The following is a 16,384-nucleotide window of genomic DNA, read 5'->3' on the forward strand; positions in this document are numbered from 1 at the left end:
ACGAGCCCGGCCGCGGACCGGGCGGCGACGAGCCGGCGACCGGACAGGTCGTGGAGCGCGCCGCCGGGCGAGCGGACGGACCGCTCGGCGCACCGGTCCCAGGCGCCGAGGGTCTCCAGGACGCGCCGGGCGGAGGGCCAGACACCGAGCACGGCCCCGACGTCCCGCCGCTCGGGCTGGGCCTCGTGGAGGGTCACGGCGAACCGGTCGGGATCGAGCGCCGCCGCGAGCGTGAGCCCGGCGATGCCCCCGCCGACGATGTGGACCCGGAACCGACCCATGACGTGGCGCGACCGATCTCAGGTGAGCGACTGGCCGAGGACCTCGGCGCGGTGCAGCCAACCCCGTGCCTCCTCGCCGCGGTGCGCGCGCTGGAGCGTTCGGCCGAGGAGGAGCATCGTGTACGCGTCGTCGGGGTGGTCCTCGAGGATCGCCCGGCTCAGTCCCTCGGCCCTCGACAGCTGGGCGGAGTGGTAGTACGCGCGAGCGAGCAGCTGGCGGGCATCGTGGACGCCGTGCCCCTGCGGGTCGCACGCGTCGGGATGCCCGAGCAGCGCCTCGAGCTCGTGGGACGCCTCGAGATACCGCTTGCGCGCGAAGAGCCGCTGGGCGGAGCGGAACAGGTCGTACGCGCTCGGGGTGGGCATGGCATACATCGACATCGCTCGGCTTCCTCTCTCGCTCGCCGGCGCGGTGGCCCTTTCAACGTATGCCGCGCCTCGGCATTCCCTCTCCCCCGCCGCGCGGCGGGGCGCGGAATAGGGACGGACGCACCTCGGTTGTATAGTTGAAATCGCAACGATATAGGAGGTACAGAGCCCCATGCAGTTCGGAATCTTCAGCGTCGGCGACGTGACGACCGACCCGACGACCGGCCGCACCCCGAGCGAGGGCGAGCGCATCGCAGCGATGACGCGGATCGCGCTCACGGCCGAGGAGGTCGGGCTCGACGTCTTCGCGACGGGCGAGCACCACAACCCGCCGTTCGTGCCCTCCTCCCCCACGACGCTGCTCGGCTGGATCGCCGCCCGGACCTCGACGCTCCGGCTGTCGACGGCGACGACCCTCATCACGACGAACGACCCGGTGAAGATCGCCGAGGACTACGCGATGCTGCAGCACCTCTCGGGCGGCCGCGTCGACCTCATGATGGGCCGCGGCAACACCGGGCCGGTCTACCCATGGTTCGGCAAGGATATCCGCGACGGGATCCCGCTCGCCGTGGAGAACTACCACCTCCTGCGCCGGCTGTGGCGCGAGAAGGTCGTCGACTGGGAGGGCGAGCACCGCACCCCGCTGCGCGGCTACACCTCGACGCCGTCTCCCCTCGACGACACCCCGCCGTTCGTCTGGCACGGCTCGATCCGCTCGCCAGAGATCGCCGAGCAGGCGGCCTTCTACGGCGACGGCTTCTTCCACAACAACATCTTCTGGAACATGGAGCACACGGCTGCCATGGTCGACCTCTACCGGCGTCGCTTCGAGCACTACGGCCACGGCCGCTACGACCAGGCGATCGTCGGACTCGGCGGGCAGGTCTTCATGCGCAAGAACAGCCAGGACGCCGTCCGGGAGTTCCGGCCCTACTTCGACAACGCCCCGGTCTACGGACACGGCCCGTCGCTCGAGGAGTTCTCGAGCTACACCCCGCTCACCGTCGGCTCGCCGCAGCAGGTCATCGACCGGACCCTGACCTTCGCCGACGCGGTGGGCGACTACCAGCGCCAGCTGTTCCTCATGGACCACGCGGGGCTTCCGCTGCCCGTCGTCCTCGACCAGCTCGAGATCCTCGGCTCGCAGGTCGTCCCCGTCCTGCGCAAGGAGTTCGAGGCTCGGCGGCCCGCCCACGTGCCGAGCGACCCGCCGACCCACGCCTCCCTCGTCGCGGCGGGGCCCGACAGCTCGCACCGCCTCGTCGTCCCGGCGCGGGAGCGCGTCTCCGCCGACAACGCCCACGTCGAGGACACGGACACGGACACCACGACGGTCGGTGCCCGATGAGCCGTCGTCTCGCCGTCGTCACGGCCGGCCTGTCCGAGCCGTCGTCGACCCGGCTGCTCGCCGACCAGCTCTCCGACGCCGTCCGCACCGCGGTGACGGCGCGCGGCGAGGCACTCGACGTCGACGTCATCGAGCTGCGTGAGCTCGGGGTCGCCCTCGCCCAGACCCTCACGACGGGCGGCCTGCCGACGCCGGCCGTGGTCGACGCGCTGCGCACCGTCGCCGCCGCCGACGGGCTCGTCGCCGTGACGCCGGTCTTCGCGGCGTCGTACAGCGGCCTGTTCAAGATGTTCTTCGACGTCGCCGGCGTCGACGCCCTGGAGGGTATGCCGGTCCTCGTCGCCGCCACGGCAGGGACCGCCCGCCACAGCCTCGTCCTCGACCACGCGATGCGTCCGCTCTTCGCCCACCTCCGGGCGGTCGTCGTCCCGACCGGTGTCTTCGCCGCGACGGAGGACTTCGGCGGAGGTGGCGAGGCGGGCGCGACCCTCGCCGCGCGGGTGCAGCGGGCGGCCGGCCAGCTGGCCGCCCTCATCGTCGCCGAACCCGTTGCCGTGCAAGGATTCACGCCGTCCCCGGAGGACTCACGCCGCGGCACTGCCCTCTCGATCGGCCCGCTCACGCCGTTCGCGGACCTGCTGCGCGGCCACGACGGCTGATCCCGTCACCCGGCGATCTCGCACCCGATCGGGGCCTGAGCACCACCCGGCGATCTCGCACCCGATCGGGGCCTGAGCGCCACCGATGCCTCCGCCTGACGCGACAGGGGCTCAGGGCAGCGGCGGCAGCTCCGGGGCGTCGATCCACGCCGCGAGCAGTCCGGCGAGCTCGGATCCGGTGACCCGCTCGGCATGCCCGACGAAGTCGGCGGTCGTCACGGATCCGCCGGCATGCTCGCGGACCCACGACGACAGGACCCCGAAGAACGCGTCGTCGCCGACCGTGCGGCGCAGGGCGTGGAGCGTCAACGCGCCTCGTTTGTAGACCCGGTCGTCGAACATCAGCTCCGGGCCCGGGTCGCCGAGGACGAGGTCCTGGGGCAGGCCGGCCAGACGGGCGTGGTGATGGGCCGCCCACTCGTCGGCCGTCGAGAGGCCGGACGCCTCGGACCACAGCCACTCGGCGTAGCAGGCGAACCCCTCGTGGAGCCAGATGTCGCGCCAGCTCCGGACGGTCACGGCATTGCCGAACCACTGGTGCGCGAGCTCGTGCGCGACGAGACGCACCTCCTCCCACTCCGCCGAGCAGTGGTTGCGACCGAACGTCGAGAGCGACTGGGACTCCAGGGGGATCTCGAGCGGGTCGTCGGTCACGACGGTGCGGTACCCGTCGAAGGGGTAGGCCCCGAAGAGCTCCCCGAAGCAGCGCATCATCTCCGGCTGTCGCCCGAACGAGGCCGCGAAGGCGTCGCGGTCGAGACCGGCCGGATGGAGGACGGTGATCGGCGTCGTGCCGGCCGCGCCGGTGGCCAGACGCGTCTCGACATACCGGCCCAGCTGGATCGTCGCGAGGTACGGAGCCATCGGGTGGGTCTGGTCGAACTGCCAGGTGACCGACGCACCGCGACGCTTGGCACAGCGCGTCTCGCCGCTGAAGGCCACGACGTACCCCGCCGGCGCGGTGAACGACACGGCGTACGTCGCCTTGTCGTCGACGCGGTCGTTGCAGGGGAACCACGACGGAGCACCGTGCGGTTGGGAGGCGACGATCACGCCGTCCTCGAGCTCCTCCCACCCCGCGTCCCCGAGGTGTCGAGCCCGGATGGTCCGCGGGGTCCCCGCATACCGGACGGTGACGGTCAGAACCGTCCCGGCGGGGACCCTCTCGCGCAGGACGACGCTGAGATGGCCGCCCTTGTGGGCGTCGCGGGCGAGCGCGGCACCCTCCACCGTCACGCCGCGGACCGCGAGGTGGTGCAGGTCGACACGCAGCCGGTCGGTCTCGCGCCGGGTCGTCACCGCGAGCCTCGCCTCACCGCGCAGCTGGTTGCTCGACGGCCGGTAGGTGAGGGCGAGGTCGTAATGGTCCACGCCGTATGCGGCGTCACCGTGCCCGGGAACGTACGGGTCCGTGCCCGGCACTATGTCTCCTCCCACGGTCCGATGGGGTTGCCGATCCACCGGGTGCGGCTCGGCACGGACTCCCCACGCATGACGAGCGAGGCCGGCCCGACCGTCGCGTTCCGACCGATGCTCGCGGCCGGCAGGATAACCGAGTTGGGCCCGAGCGTCGCGCCGGGCTGCAGCACGACCCGCTCCATCGACAGGACCCGGTCGTGGAACAGGTGGGTCTGGACGACGCAGCCGGCGTTGACCGTCGCCCCGTCGCCGAGCTCGACGAGATCGGTCTCCGGGAGCCAGTACGAGTCGCACCACACACCGTCGCCGATCCGCGCGCCGAGCATCCGGAACCACACGTTGAGCACCAGCGTCCCGAGCGTCACGGGGCAGAACCACCGGGCGGCGAGAACCTCCGTGAAGGTGTCGGCGAGCTCGTTGCGCCACACGAAGCCGGACCACAAGGGATGCTGCGCGACCGTATGCCGGCCCACGAGAACCCATTTCGCCGCAGCGGCGACGAGGGCGGCGACGATGCCGGCGAGGAGCAGCGGTACCCAGCCGAGAACGACGGCGGCCGCCAGATGCCACGTCAGGAGGGCGAGAAGCGCGGTGCCGACCCCCAGGGCGGTGAGGACCGCGAGGAGCAACGGAACGCACCGGAGCGTCTCGATGAGCGCACGGCGCAGCTTCAGCGCGGTCGACGGCTCGTAGGTGTGAGAGAGATCGGCCGCCTCGGCGACCCGCCGCAGCGCGACGGGAGGACTCCCCATCCACGACGAGCCGGCCTTCGCCGCGCCGCGGCGAGGCGCCGCGGACAGGACGGCGACGAGCGCCGCCTTGGGGATCTTGCGTCCCGGTGCCGCCATGCCGGAGTTGCCGAGGAAGGCCCGCTTGCCGACCTTGACCCGCTCGACCCGGATCCAGCCTCCCGCCAGCTCGTAGCCGCCGACGAGCGTGTCGTCGGCGAGGAACGCGTGGTCGCCGATCTCGGTGAGCTTCGGGATGAGAGCGACCGTCGAGGCCTCGACGCCCCTGCCGACCTCAGTGCCGAGGAGCCGCAGCCACAGCGGGGTGAGGGCGCCGGCATACAGCGGGAAGAGCCAGTCACGGGCGTCGTCGAGGACTCTCATCGTCGCCCAGATCGCGATGCCGTGCGCCGAGCGGACGGGATGGTGGCCCGGTGCGACGAGCAACCCGCAGAGCCGCACGACGAGGAGCACGAGGACGAGGAGCGTTGCGAACCCGACGAACCCGGCGACCGGCACCCAGGGCAGCCCCTGCCGCACCGCGGCGCCGAGCGAGTCCGTGTCCCGGACGCGGGCCCACACGACGAGCGATCCGACGGCGGCCGCCACCCACGGCAGTCCGGAGACCACGAGTGAGGCGACGGCATACCCGATGAGCCAAGCGCGGCCACGGGGCGGCACCTCGTCGGTCCACGGGCCGCGGCCCCGTCGACTGACCCGCTCCGCAGGGGCGCCCGACCAGTACTCGCCCGAGTCGACCCGTCCGTCGACGAACGAGCCTGGTGCGACCTCGGCATCCTTCCCGACGCTCGCGCCGGCACCGAGCGTGCTCCGCGCCCCGACCCGAGCCCAGGCGCCGATCCGGACCACTCCGAGGTGGACGACGTCGCCGTCCACCCAGGTGCCGGACAGGTCGACCTCCGGCTCGATCGACGCGTGTCCACCGATCCGGAGGAAGCCGGTGACGGGCGGCAGCGCGTGGAGATCGACGCCCCGCCCGACCCGGCAGCCGAGCAGCCTGGCATACCAGGTGAAGAACACCGCACCCGCCAACGACGTCGCGCCGAAGGCGTCCTGGAGACGCTCGGCGAGCCACAGTCGCAGGTGGATCCGCCCGCCGCGCGGGTACTCCCCCGGCTCGACGCCCCGAAGGACGATGCGGATCGCCCCGGCGGACAACGCCATCCGGCCCGGCGGAAGGATGAGCAGGACGGTCGTGACGACGAGCAGCCACCAGGGGTATGCCGGCAGCCACGCGACGCTGTCGTGCAGGAGCGTCGCCCCGAGCATGATCCAGGCGAGCCACCGGAGCGCAGCGAGGGCCAGGAGCGGTGGGATGGCCAGCATCTGTCCGAGCTGGGTCTTGAACCGGATCGGCTTGACCTTGCGGTTGGTCGGGGTGGCGCTCGGAGCCAGGGCTTCCAGGTAGTCCGTCATCGAGCCGATCGTCGGGTATGCGTAGACGTCGCCGACGGCGACCTCGGGGAACCGCTCCCGGATGCGACCGACGGTCTGGGCCGCCGTGAGCGAGCCGCCCCCGAAGTCGAAGAAGTCCGCCGTCTCGCTCGTGGCGTCGGCGGCGAGGACGTCGCGCCAGATGTCGGCGAGCCAGGCCTGGGTGCCGGAGAGCTCGCCCGCACCCGGGCCCTGCCGCTTGGGCAGCGGCCACGGGAGGGCGTCGCGGTCGACCTTGCCGGAGGTGCGGGTCGGCAGCGTGTCGACGACAGCGAGGCGTGGGACGAGCGCCGCCGGCATCCGCTCGCGCAGCAGGGCGAGGGCCGCGTCGGCGTCGAACCGCTCGTCGACGGTGAGGTACCCGACGAGGATCCGGTTGCCCGATGCCGTGCCACGGACGGCGGCCGCCGCCCCGTGGACGCCCGGGAGCCGGAGCAGCTGCCCGTCGATCTCACCGAGCTCGATCCGCCGTCCGCCGAGCTTGATCTGGTCGTCCTGGCGACCGGCGAAGACGAGTCCCTCGGCGTCGTTGCGGACGACGTCTCCGGACCGGTATGCCCGGGGCCAGCCGAGAGTCGGCATGGGGGCGTACTTCTCGGCGTCCTTGACGGGGTCGAGGTAGCGCGCGAGGCCGACGCCTCCGATGACGAGCTCGCCGGTCTCCCCCTCGGCGACCGGCTCGCCGTCGGCGTCGACGACGGCGAGATCCCAGCCGTCGAGGGGCAGCCCGATACGGATGGGCTCGCTCCCGTCGAGCAGGGTGCCGCACGCCACGACCGTCGCCTCGGTCGGGCCGTAGGTGTTCCACACCTCGCGTCCGTCGCGCTGCAGGCGGGCGGCGAGCTCGGCCGGCGCCGCCTCGCCGCCGAGGATGAGCAGCCGGACCGCGTCGAGGGCCGACGGCGGCCACAGCGCCACGAGGGTGGGCACGGTGGAGACGACGGTGATGTCGTTGGCCACGAGCCACGGTCCGACGTCGACTCCGGAGCGGACGAGCGAGCGGGGAGCCGGCACGAGGCATCCTCCGTGGGCCCAGGCCAGCCACATCTCCTCGCAGCTCGCGTCGAAGGCCACCGACAGGCCCGCCATCACGCGGTCACCCGGCCCGATGGGCTTGTCCTGCAAGAATATCCGCGACTCCGCGTCGACGAAGGCCGCGGCGTTGCGATGGGTGACGGCGACTCCCTTGGGCGTGCCCGTCGAGCCGGAGGTGAAGATGATCCAGGCGTCGTCGTCCGTCGTCGGCGGACCGGCTCCGCCGGCTGACGGGTCGGCTCCCCCGGCCGCCGCGGCGTCCCCGCGGGCGGACGGCATGACCTCGAGATGGTTCCCGACGACGGCCTCGACCTGCGCCTCCGAGAACACCGTCCGGGCGCGATCGGCCGGGTCCTCGGCATCGACGGGGACATAGGCGGCACCCGCCAGGAGGGTCCCCAGGATCGCGACATAGAGGTCGGTTGTGCCCGAGCGCACGCGGACCCCGACCCTGGAGCCCCGCCCGATCCCCAGCCCGGCGAGGCGATCGGCGAGCTCACGGGCTGCCGTGTCGAGCTCGCGGTAGGTCAGGACGCTCACACCGTTGTCCACCGCGAGGTCGTCGGGACACGCCTCGACCGTCTCCTCGAAGATGTCGACGAGGGTCCGCGGGGCCGGGGCGCGTGACCCCGCCGTGAGAGTCGGGAGCAGCGCATGCGGAGCCACGGTGCCCAGTGTGGCCCAGCGGGCACCTCCGCCGGGCACGGACCGGCCCGCGGGACGGTCGTTTCACCGTCCGTTCATCTCCGGCGAAGGATGCTCGCCGCATCCCGAACGGCCTCTGGGACGACAAGCCGCAGAGCCGAGCGGAGACCAGGCACCGCCGAACGGGAGGCGTGCCGCGACGGCATACAGTCGGCTCATGAGTGCCCGCCCACCGGCCAACCCCCGCCTCGCCGAGTTCGGGACGACGATCTTCGCCGAGATGTCGGCCCTCGCGCTCGAGCACGACGCGATCAACCTCGGGCAGGGATTCCCCGACACCGACGGTCCGCAGGAGGTGCTCGACGCGGCGGTGTCGGCGATCCACGGTGGGCGCAACCAGTACCCGCCCGGGCCCGGCGTGCCGGAGCTCCTCGACGCCGTCGCCGCGCACCAGGAGCGCTTCTACGGCATCCGGCTCGACCCGCGGACCGAGGTCCTCGTCACGGCGGGTGCGACGGAGGCCATCGCCGCGACGGTCCTCGCGCTCTGCGAGCCCGGGGACGAGGTCGTGACCTTCGAGCCCTACTACGACTCGTACGCCGCGACGATCGCCCTCGCCGGAGCCGTTCGCCGGACCTCGGTGCTGCGCTTCCCCGACTTCGCCGTCGACGAGGCGTCGCTTCGGGCGGCCTTCTCCGACCGCACGCGGCTCGTCCTCCTCAACACCCCGCACAATCCCACGGGCAAGGTGTTCACGCGGGAGGAGGTCGAGCTGGTCTGCGCGCTCGCCCGCGAGCACGACGCGTGGGTCGTGACCGACGAGGTCTACGAGCATCTCGTCTTCGACGGCCTGACCCACGTGGCCGCGGCCACCCTGCCCGGTATGCGGGAGCGCACCCTCACGATCTCCTCCGGCGGCAAGACGTTCTCGACAACGGGGTGGAAGGTCGGTTGGGTGTCCGGCCCCGGCGAGGCGATCGCCGGGGTGCGTGCCGTCAAGCAGTTCCTCACCTATGTCGCGTCCGGACCGTTCCAGCCCGCCATCGCGCGGGGACTCGGTCTCGGTGACGCGCGGTATGCCGCGTTCTCCCGGTCGCTGCAGGACAAGCGAGACCTCCTCGTGGCCGGTCTGCGATCCGCGGGGTTGCAGGTGTGCGTGCCCTCGGGGACGTACTTCGTCGTCGCCGACGCCGCGCCGCTGGGCGCATCGGACGCCCTCACCTTCTGCCGTGAGCTCCCCAAACGTGCCGGTGTCGTCGCCGTCCCGGTGTCGGTCTTCCACGACGACAAGGACGCGGCCCGGACGCTCGTCCGCTTCGCCTTCTGCAAGAAGGACGAGGTCCTCCGGGAGGCGGTCTCCCGGCTCGCCTCGCTCACCGTGACCTGAGCCCGGCGACCCCCGGACAGTTCCCTACCGAGCGACGGCTCGCCTCGCTCACCGTGGCCTGACCACGGCATCCACCGCCGGCTGCCAGCCGAGCGACGGCTCGCCTCGCTCACCGTGGCCTGACCACGGCATCCCCCGGACAGTTCCCTACCGAGCGACGGCTCGCGTCGCTCACGGCGGCCGCCCGTGTTGTCCAGATACCCATGACACCGGCGGAACTCGTCCACAGGGGCTCGGCCGAGGTTCTCCCGGATGTGCCGGGACGGGCACGGTGGTCCTCATGCACACCCGGCGCCTGCTCCCGACCGCGATCGCCGTGCTGCTCCTCGTCGTCGCACCGCCGACCGGAGCGGCCGCGCTGCGACCTGACGAGGGTGGCGCGGCATCGCGGGCACAGCCCCCTGCCATGCAGGCGCCGGGTGTGGCACTCGACCCTGCGGCCGCACGTGGTGCAGGCCATCAGGAACCACGGGCAGGACCCCCGGCGGCCGATCCCGCCTCAGCCCTGTCCGGACAGGTCGCACCGACCCCTCGGTCGGCGACAACCCCCCAACCCTCAACCCGTCGTCGTTGGCAATGGCCCCTGTCGCCCCGGCCGGTGGTGCTGCGTCGGTTCGCCCCGCCGGCGACGACGTGGGGCGCCGGGCATCGCGGCATCGACCTTGCGGCCACTCCAGGAGAGCCCGTGCTCGCCGTCGCGTCCGGAACCGTCAGCCATGTCGGCGTCATCGCGGGCAAACCGACGATCAGCGTCCTGCACGCCGACGGCATCCGGTCGACCTACGAGCCTGTCGGAGCGTCGGTGCGCACCGGAGAGTCGGTCGAGGCGGGTCAAACCATCGGCCTCGTCGAATCGGCGGGATCCCACTGCACCTCCACCTGCCTTCATCTCGGTGCCATCCGTGGCGCCGAGTACCTCGACCCGCTCCTGCTTCTCGGTGGGTGGCGAGTCCGCCTCCTCCCGCTCCATGGCCCACCGGCGCGGGGGCCGTAGCAGCCGGACGCCGTCAGCGCCTGACGTCGTGGGTCGTGTCCCCGTGCGCGCTGGGGCCGTAGGCGACGGCACGGTCGCCTCGCCTGTCAGCCCGCTCGCTAGGCGCGCGGGTGGGCCTGGGCGTAGGAGGCCTTGAGCCGCTCGATCGATACGTGGGTGTAGAGCTGGGTCGTCGCGAGCGAGGCATGGCCGAGCAGCTCCTGGACGACACGGATGTCGGCGCCGCCCTCCAACAGGTGGGTCGCGGCAGAGTGCCGCAGACCGTGCGGGGCGAGATCGGGTGCACCGTCGACCTCGCCGAGGACCTCGTGGACCATCGTGCGCACCTGGCGAGGGTCGAGCCGGCGACCGCGCCGCCCGAGGAAGAGCGCCGGTCCCGATCCCTCGACGACCAACCGCGGGCGGCCCCGGTCGAGCCAGTCCTCGACGGCGCGCCGAGCGGGTACCCCGAAGGGGACGGTCCGTTCCTTGGCTCCCTTGCCGAGGACCCGGGCCGTGCAGCTCCGGAGGTCGACATCGTCGACATCGAGACCGGTGAGCTCGCCCACGCGCATCCCCGTGCCGTAGAGCAGCTCGAGCACGGCGAGGTCGCGGATGTGCACAGGGTCGGCGTCGTCGGCCCGGATCGCCGCGAGATCGGCGGCCGCCGTCGCCTGTTGTGCGCCGAGAACGTCGGGCAGGGTACGCCGGGCACGGGGGGCGGCGAGCCGCACCGAAGGGTCCGTCGCCAGGATGCCCGTCGCGTGCGCCCACCGGCAGAAGGTCCTCGCCGCCGCGGCCTTGCGAGCAACGGTCGTCCTCGCTGCGCCCCTCGACGCCACGCCGCCGAGCCAGCTGCGCAGGTCGCGCAGGGTCAGCTCGCGAGGGTCATCGGTGCCGCTCTCCTGCGCCAGGTGGGCGAGCAGGCCGGTCACATCGGTGACATAGGCCCGCACGGTGTGGGCCGATCGTCCGCGCTCGAGACCGAGATGGCGCGCGAACCCGGAGAGCGCGCGGTCGGCTGCGTCGGACACTCCTCCACCGTGCCACGCATCGTCGTCGTCATCGTCGATCCGCGCCGGAGCCGGCACAACCCGGCCGTCGGGATCGGCCTACCCACGGTCCGGCCGTCCACCGTCCTGGCGGTCTGGCACCCAATCGGGGCCTGTGCACCACCAGCCTGGCGATCTGGCACCCGATCGGGGCCTGTGCACCACCGGCCTGGCGGTCTGGCACCCAATCGGGGCCTGTGCACCACCACCCCCAGCATCGAATCCGCGCGGCGACCGGCACACCGACACCTGTCTGACGGCCCGGCCGCCCACCAGCCCGGCGGTCTGGCACTCAATCGGGGCCTGTGCACCACCACCCCCAAGCATCGATCCCGCGCACGACCGGCACACCGACACCTGGCTGACGGCCCGGCCGTCCACCGGGCCTGGCGGCCTGGCACCCGATCGGGGCCTGTGCACCACCCGGCCCAGCACCGATCCCGCGCGCGACCGGCACACCGACACCTGGCTGACGGTCCGGCCGCCCACCAGCCCGGCGGTCTGGCACCCGATCGGAGCCTGTGCACCACGGGTCCCGAACAGCTCCGCCCATCAGGTGATGCGGGGCTGCCTGGTGCATGCGGTTCCCGGTCGTCCGCCGACCGATCCGTGAAACACGCTCGGCGTTCGGCTCGGGGGGGCGCTATCGTCCGGGGCATGCATCGTGTGTACGTCAGCACCCCGCCCCCGCGCTCCTGACCGCGGGGTCCTGACGCGCACCGAGCGCGTCCGTGCCGCGAGCCTGCCGTTGGCCCGTCGGCCGGTGCCCCGCGTCGAGAACCCACCCCTTCTCGTCGATGGAGCCCATCTCAATGTCCTCATCCTCGGACGCCTGCGCGTCCACCACCACCTCAGACGCCCACGCGTCCACCACCACCTCGGACGCTCACGCGTCCACCACCCCCTCGGACGCCCACGCGTCCACGTCCACCTCAAGCGCCCACATCTCCTCGGCCGACCGGGCCGGGGCCCTCAGGTCCCTACTCCGCCGCGACCGCCCGCCGCGACCGCCGCGACCGGACTCCCCTGCCGGGCGCGTCGCGCGTGGCGGTCCTCCAGATCGTTCTCGCCGGTGTGCTCTGGGGCACCGGAGGCATCACCGGCCAGCTGCTGGCGACCGCGACGGGTCTCGGCGGCCCGGCGATCGCGGCCTACCGGCTCGGTCTCGGCGGGCTGGCCTTGGTGGTCTACTGCCTCTTCCGGCGGGCTCGGATGCCTCGTCGCCGGAAGGCGTGGCGGCACGTCGCCAGCCTTGGCGTCCTCGCCGCGATCTTCCAGGCCGCCTACTTCTCGGCCCTGCACATCGGATCGGTCAGCGTCGCCACCCTCGTGGCCATCGGGTCGGCGCCCCTCGTCGTGCTCGTCGTCGATCGCGTGCGCGGCGCACGGCCCACGGCCGCCCAGGTGCGCGCGGCGTGCCTCGGCGTCGTCGGCCTCGCTCTCCTCGTCGGCGCCCCGGAAGGCGGCCGGTCGACGGCATCGACCGTCGGCTGTGCAGGGCTCGCGCTCGTCGCAGGAGGGGCCTTCGCCGGCTTCACGATGGAGGGCCGCCGGACACCGGCGGACCTGGATCCGCAAGCGTCCGTCGGCGTCGGGTTCGTCATCGGGGGCGCGCTGCTCGCGGTCTCGGTCACCGTCACGGACCGCATGACCGGGGCGGGAGGACTCGCCGTGACCCTGGACGCCCGGTCACTCACCCTCCTCGCCGCCCTCGCGCTCATCCCGACGGCCGCGGCCTACGCTCTCTTCTTCCGTGGGCTGCAGGGTGCCTCGGCGTCGACAGCCGTCGTCATCGCACTTCTGGAGCCGACGACCGCCACGATGCTGTCGGTGCTCCTGCTGCACGAGACGATCACGATCGTCGGGCTCGCCGGTGCGGTCCTGCTCCTCGTCTCGGTCGCGGATGCCGCACGCAGCGAGACGACCCACGCCGGCCGTCCCGGCCGGCGCACCCGAAGCTGAGGGAGGTCATCCTCGTGTCGACCGACGACGAGGTGCCACCGCAGGTGCGGGAGTGGCCAGTGCCAAGAGCGGCGAACGGAACTCCGAGCACCTGGCCACGACTGCTGACGGAGCAACCCCGCGAATGCGGGAGCGGCTGGGCTCGGGCGCCGTATCGAGTAGACGTCGAGCAGGTGGTGACGACGATTGATGGTCACGAGGGTGACGGTCACGACGGGTGACGGGCGGTGGGGTCGGAGAGCCGGGGCCCGGAGGAATGGGCGGTGCCGGGCGTCGCGGCACTCCTCGGGGCGGGCACCTTCTGCCAGCCCTCGTCGCGACGTCGGATCGCCCCGGCCACCTCCAGACGCCCCAAGGCGGCGAGGATCGTCCTCGGGGCCAACCCCACCTCGGCGACGAGCGCGTCCAGCCCGAGGGGTCGGCGCACCGGGACCCGGCCGTGGACGAGCCGGTCGGTGTCGGACCAGTCCCCGTCGAGAGCGGTCACTCGCTTCGTGGGCGCGAGGTCCTCGCCGATCCGGCCGACGAGCTCGGCCAGCTCGGCGGCGTCGGTCACCAGCTGCGCGTTCATCTCGCGCACCGCCTTGTGGCATCCGGCGGAGACGGCGCTCGTCACGGGACCGGGGACCGCGGCCACCTCCCGGCCGAGCGCGTCGGCGGTCCGAACCGTGTTGAGCGATCCCGACCGCAGCCCTGCCTCGACGACAACGGTCCCCTGGGAGATCGCCGCGATGAGCCGGTTCCGCAGGAGGAAACGGCTCGCATACGGCGGCTGCCCCGGCGCGAGCTCGGTGATGACGGCGCCGTAGCCGGCGATCTCCTTCAGGAGGCGATCATGGGCCTGGGGATAGGCCCGATCGATGCCACAGGCGAGAGCCGCGACGGTCAGTCCGTCGACGGCGAGCGCCCCGCGATGGGCGGCCGCGTCGATGCCGAATGCCGCCCCGGAGACGACGGTGAAGCCCCGCTCGGCCATGCCGGCCCCGAGGTCGGTGGCGACCCGGAGCCCGTAGTGCGTCGCCGCCCGAGCACCGACGATGGAGACCGCCCGCCGGCACAGGTCGCCGAGCGGGACGTCGCCACGGACCCAGAGCGCGTGGGGAGGCTGGGGTAGGGCGTCGAGCCCGGCCGGCCACTCCTCGTCGGCGGGGACGACGATCCGGGCTCCGAGCAGCGCCACGGACTCGAGCTCATGCCCCGCGTCGAACCCGCGCAGCCGATCGGCGAACGGCCGGTCCCTCGCGAGGTCGCCGCTGCGCACCCCGTCGAGCGCGGCGACGTGCCCGTGCTCGGCGAGGAGCGTCGTCACCTCGGCGTCGCACGGCTCGCTGATCCGCGACCAGGCGATCCGGGCCGCGCGCTCCGCCGAGTCGCCGGCACTCATGCCGCCACCGTCCGCTGGCGCAGGCCGAGGGCCGTGGACACCTCGTCGGCACCGGGCGCCACCTGCCCGGCGAGGTCGCTCAACGTCCACGCCACCCGCAGCACCCGGTCGTACCCGCGGAGGGTCAGCCATCCCGAGTCGAGCGCGCCGTCGACGTCGCGGGTCGCACGGGCCGGCAACCGGTACGGCGCCCGGCGCAGGACCGAACCGGGAACCTCGGCGTTGAGGGCATACCCGAGCTCGACCCAGCGCCGCAGCTGGACCTCGCGCGCCGCGAACACCCGGCCGGCGACGACCTCGCTGGACTCCCCCGCGTTCTCCCCCAGCGCGAGCCGGCCCGCCGGGGGCACCACCACCTGGAGGTCCACACGGTCCATGAGCGGGCCGCTCAGCTTCGCGGCATACCGGCGGACGGCGGCGAGCGCCGAGCATGTGCAGTCGGTCCCCTTGCCGAACGCCCGACCGCACGGGCACGGGTTCGAGGCGAGGACGAGCTGGAACCGGGCCGGGAACTCGACGGTCGACATCGCTCTCCCGATGACGACCAGCCCGGACTCCATCGGCTGCCGCAGCGACTGGAGCGCGTGGGCGGCGAACTCGGGGGCCTCATCGAGGAAGAGCACGCCACGGTGGGCCCGGGACACGGCGCCGGGGCGCACGACCGGCCCCCCTCCGCCGACGAGCGCCGCCTGGGTCGCGCTGTGGTGCGGCGCGACGAACGGCGGGACGGTCGGGAGGGTGCGCACCTCGCCGGGCAGCCCGCACAGCGACCGCACGGTCATCACCTCGAGCGCCTCGTCGCGGGTCAGTGGGGGCAGGATCGTCACGAGCCGCTCGGCGAGCATCGTCTTGCCGGCTCCCGGCGGCCCGGCGAGATGGAGGTGGTGACCGCCCGCCGCGGCGAGCTCCAGGGCCATCCGTGCCTCGTGCTGGCCGACGACGTCGGCGAGGTCCAGAGCGGAGGCGTCGACCGGGGGTCCCTCGTCGAGGACCTCCCACGCGGGCCAACCCTGACCGTGCCCCAGCGAGGCGTATGCCGTGACGAGCCCCCGCAGATCCCTCGCCGGGCACACCTCGACGCCGTCGACGAGCCGGGCCTCCGCAGCGTTCTCGGGCGCGACGACGACCCGACGCGCGCCGGACCGGGCGGCCGACAGGACCGAGGGAAGCACACCGCGGACGGGTCGCAGCCGCCCGTCGAGGCCGATCTCGCCGATGTGGACGACGCCCTCGACGAGCCGCTGCGGCAGGACGGACCGGGCGGCGAGCACCGCCACGGCGATCGGCAGGTCGAAGGCGCTGCCGTGCTTGGGGATCGCGGCCGGGCTGAGGTTCACCGTGATCCGCAGCTGGGAGAGGAGGAGTCCGAGCGTCGCCGCCGCGGCTCGGATCCGGTCCGGTGCCTGCGAGATGGCCGCGTCGGGCAGACCACCGACGACGAAGGCGGGCAGACCGCCAGCGATGTGCGCCTCGACGTCGACGATCGTGCCCTCGACGCCGGTCAGCGCGACGGCGAGGGTGTGTCCGAGCTGTCCCGTCGTCGACATCAGCACACCCCCACGACGTGGCGCAGCCGCGGCCGGGCCCCCGGCGCGCGGTGGATGCCGACGACGTCGATCCGCAGCGCCGCCGGGGGGCCGCCCGGTGGCGGCTCGTGCCGGCGGGCGGGCAGCCCCCCCGCCCC

Annotated in this window: 12 protein-coding genes; 5 read left to right on the forward strand and 7 right to left on the reverse strand. The window is 73.1% G+C overall.

Going from position 1 to position 16,384, the window contains the following annotated elements; genetic code table 11:
• Both BN12_RS12765 and BN12_RS12770 read right to left on the reverse strand, forming a co-directional pair.
• A partial coding sequence (locus BN12_RS12765) for an FAD-dependent oxidoreductase (protein WP_048552985.1) occupies positions 1–281 on the reverse strand: 281 nt, incomplete at its 3' end.
• Between the two features lie 18 nt (positions 282–299).
• Positions 300–662, reverse strand: coding sequence for a tetratricopeptide repeat protein (locus BN12_RS12770; RefSeq protein ID WP_048552986.1), 363 nt, complete (start codon positions 660–662; stop codon positions 300–302).
• A 160-nt stretch (positions 663–822) separates the two neighbouring features.
• Between BN12_RS12770 and BN12_RS12775 the strand changes: the two genes are divergently transcribed.
• Positions 823–2,001 carry an LLM class flavin-dependent oxidoreductase gene (locus BN12_RS12775; protein WP_048552987.1) on the forward strand — a complete coding sequence of 393 codons (1,179 nt, stop codon included), beginning with the start codon at positions 823–825 and terminating at the stop codon, positions 1,999–2,001.
• A complete protein-coding gene (locus BN12_RS12780; RefSeq protein WP_048552990.1) occupies positions 1,998–2,660 on the forward strand; it encodes an FMN reductase in 663 nt (220 codons plus the stop codon). Before BN12_RS12775 ends, BN12_RS12780 begins: the two co-directional genes overlap by 4 nt.
• A 111-nt stretch (positions 2,661–2,771) precedes the next feature.
• On the opposite strand, the gene BN12_RS12785 is transcribed toward BN12_RS12780, so the two are convergent.
• Together BN12_RS12785 and BN12_RS12790 are read right to left on the reverse strand one after the other, a co-directional pair.
• Complete coding sequence (locus BN12_RS12785) at positions 2,772–4,082, reverse strand: M1 family metallopeptidase (protein ID WP_235432393.1); 1,311 nt, start codon at positions 4,080–4,082, stop codon at positions 2,772–2,774.
• A complete protein-coding gene (locus BN12_RS12790) occupies positions 4,082–7,963 on the reverse strand; it encodes a Pls/PosA family non-ribosomal peptide synthetase (RefSeq protein ID WP_157635480.1) in 3,882 nt (1,293 codons plus the stop codon). The genes BN12_RS12785 and BN12_RS12790 overlap by 1 nt, the downstream gene beginning before the upstream one ends.
• Positions 7,964–8,159: 196 nt before the next feature.
• Between BN12_RS12790 and BN12_RS12795 the strand changes: the two genes are divergently transcribed.
• The gene (locus BN12_RS12795; RefSeq protein WP_048552993.1) at positions 8,160–9,329 is read left to right on the forward strand and encodes a pyridoxal phosphate-dependent aminotransferase; all 1,170 of its coding nucleotides are present in this window, start codon (positions 8,160–8,162) and stop codon (positions 9,327–9,329) included.
• A 406-nt stretch (positions 9,330–9,735) separates the two neighbouring features.
• Positions 9,736–10,323, forward strand: a complete 588-nt coding sequence (locus BN12_RS26490) for a murein hydrolase activator EnvC family protein (RefSeq protein ID WP_083455003.1) — start codon at positions 9,736–9,738, stop codon at positions 10,321–10,323.
• A gap of 98 nt (positions 10,324–10,421) precedes the next feature.
• On the opposite strand, the gene BN12_RS12805 is transcribed toward BN12_RS26490, so the two are convergent.
• A complete protein-coding gene (locus BN12_RS12805) occupies positions 10,422–11,336 on the reverse strand; it encodes a tyrosine recombinase XerC (RefSeq protein WP_048556369.1) in 915 nt (304 codons plus the stop codon).
• 1,062 nt (positions 11,337–12,398) lie between these two features.
• On the opposite strand from BN12_RS12805, the gene BN12_RS12815 reads away from it, so the two are divergent.
• Positions 12,399–13,316, forward strand: a complete 918-nt coding sequence (locus BN12_RS12815; protein ID WP_083454627.1) for a DMT family transporter — start codon at positions 12,399–12,401, stop codon at positions 13,314–13,316.
• Positions 13,317–13,524: 208 nt separating this feature from the next.
• Here BN12_RS12815 and dprA read toward each other — a convergent pair whose 3' ends face one another.
• Positions 13,525–14,700, reverse strand: a complete 1,176-nt coding sequence (gene dprA / locus BN12_RS12820; RefSeq protein WP_048553000.1) for a DNA-processing protein DprA — start codon at positions 14,698–14,700, stop codon at positions 13,525–13,527.
• Positions 14,697–16,247 (reverse strand): YifB family Mg chelatase-like AAA ATPase, encoded by a 1,551-nt coding sequence (locus BN12_RS12825; protein WP_048556370.1) that lies wholly within the window; start codon positions 16,245–16,247, stop codon positions 14,697–14,699. Before BN12_RS12825 ends, dprA begins: the two co-directional genes overlap by 4 nt.
• Positions 16,248–16,384 lie beyond the last annotated feature (137 nt).

This window comes from Nostocoides japonicum T1-X7 (assembly GCF_001046855.1).
GTDB lineage: Bacteria > Actinomycetota > Actinomycetes > Actinomycetales > Dermatophilaceae > Nostocoides > Nostocoides japonicum.

What these genes read in the sequence shown, in the direction of transcription:
- BN12_RS26490 (WP_083455003.1), top strand. Translation starts at nt 9,736, where the DNA reads ATGCAGGCGCCGGGTGTGGCACTCGACCCTGCGGCCGCACGTGGTGCA.
- BN12_RS12770 (WP_048552986.1), bottom strand. Translation starts at nt 662, where the DNA reads ATGTCGATGTATGCCATGCCCACCCCGAGCGCGTACGACCTGTTCCGC.
- BN12_RS12795 (WP_048552993.1), top strand. Translation starts at nt 8,160, where the DNA reads ATGAGTGCCCGCCCACCGGCCAACCCCCGCCTCGCCGAGTTCGGGACG.
- BN12_RS12775 (WP_048552987.1), top strand. Translation starts at nt 823, where the DNA reads ATGCAGTTCGGAATCTTCAGCGTCGGCGACGTGACGACCGACCCGACG.
- BN12_RS12780 (WP_048552990.1), top strand. Translation starts at nt 1,998, where the DNA reads ATGAGCCGTCGTCTCGCCGTCGTCACGGCCGGCCTGTCCGAGCCGTCG.
- BN12_RS12825 (WP_048556370.1), bottom strand. Translation starts at nt 16,247, where the DNA reads ATGTCGACGACGGGACAGCTCGGACACACCCTCGCCGTCGCGCTGACC.
- dprA (WP_048553000.1), bottom strand. Translation starts at nt 14,700, where the DNA reads ATGAGTGCCGGCGACTCGGCGGAGCGCGCGGCCCGGATCGCCTGGTCG.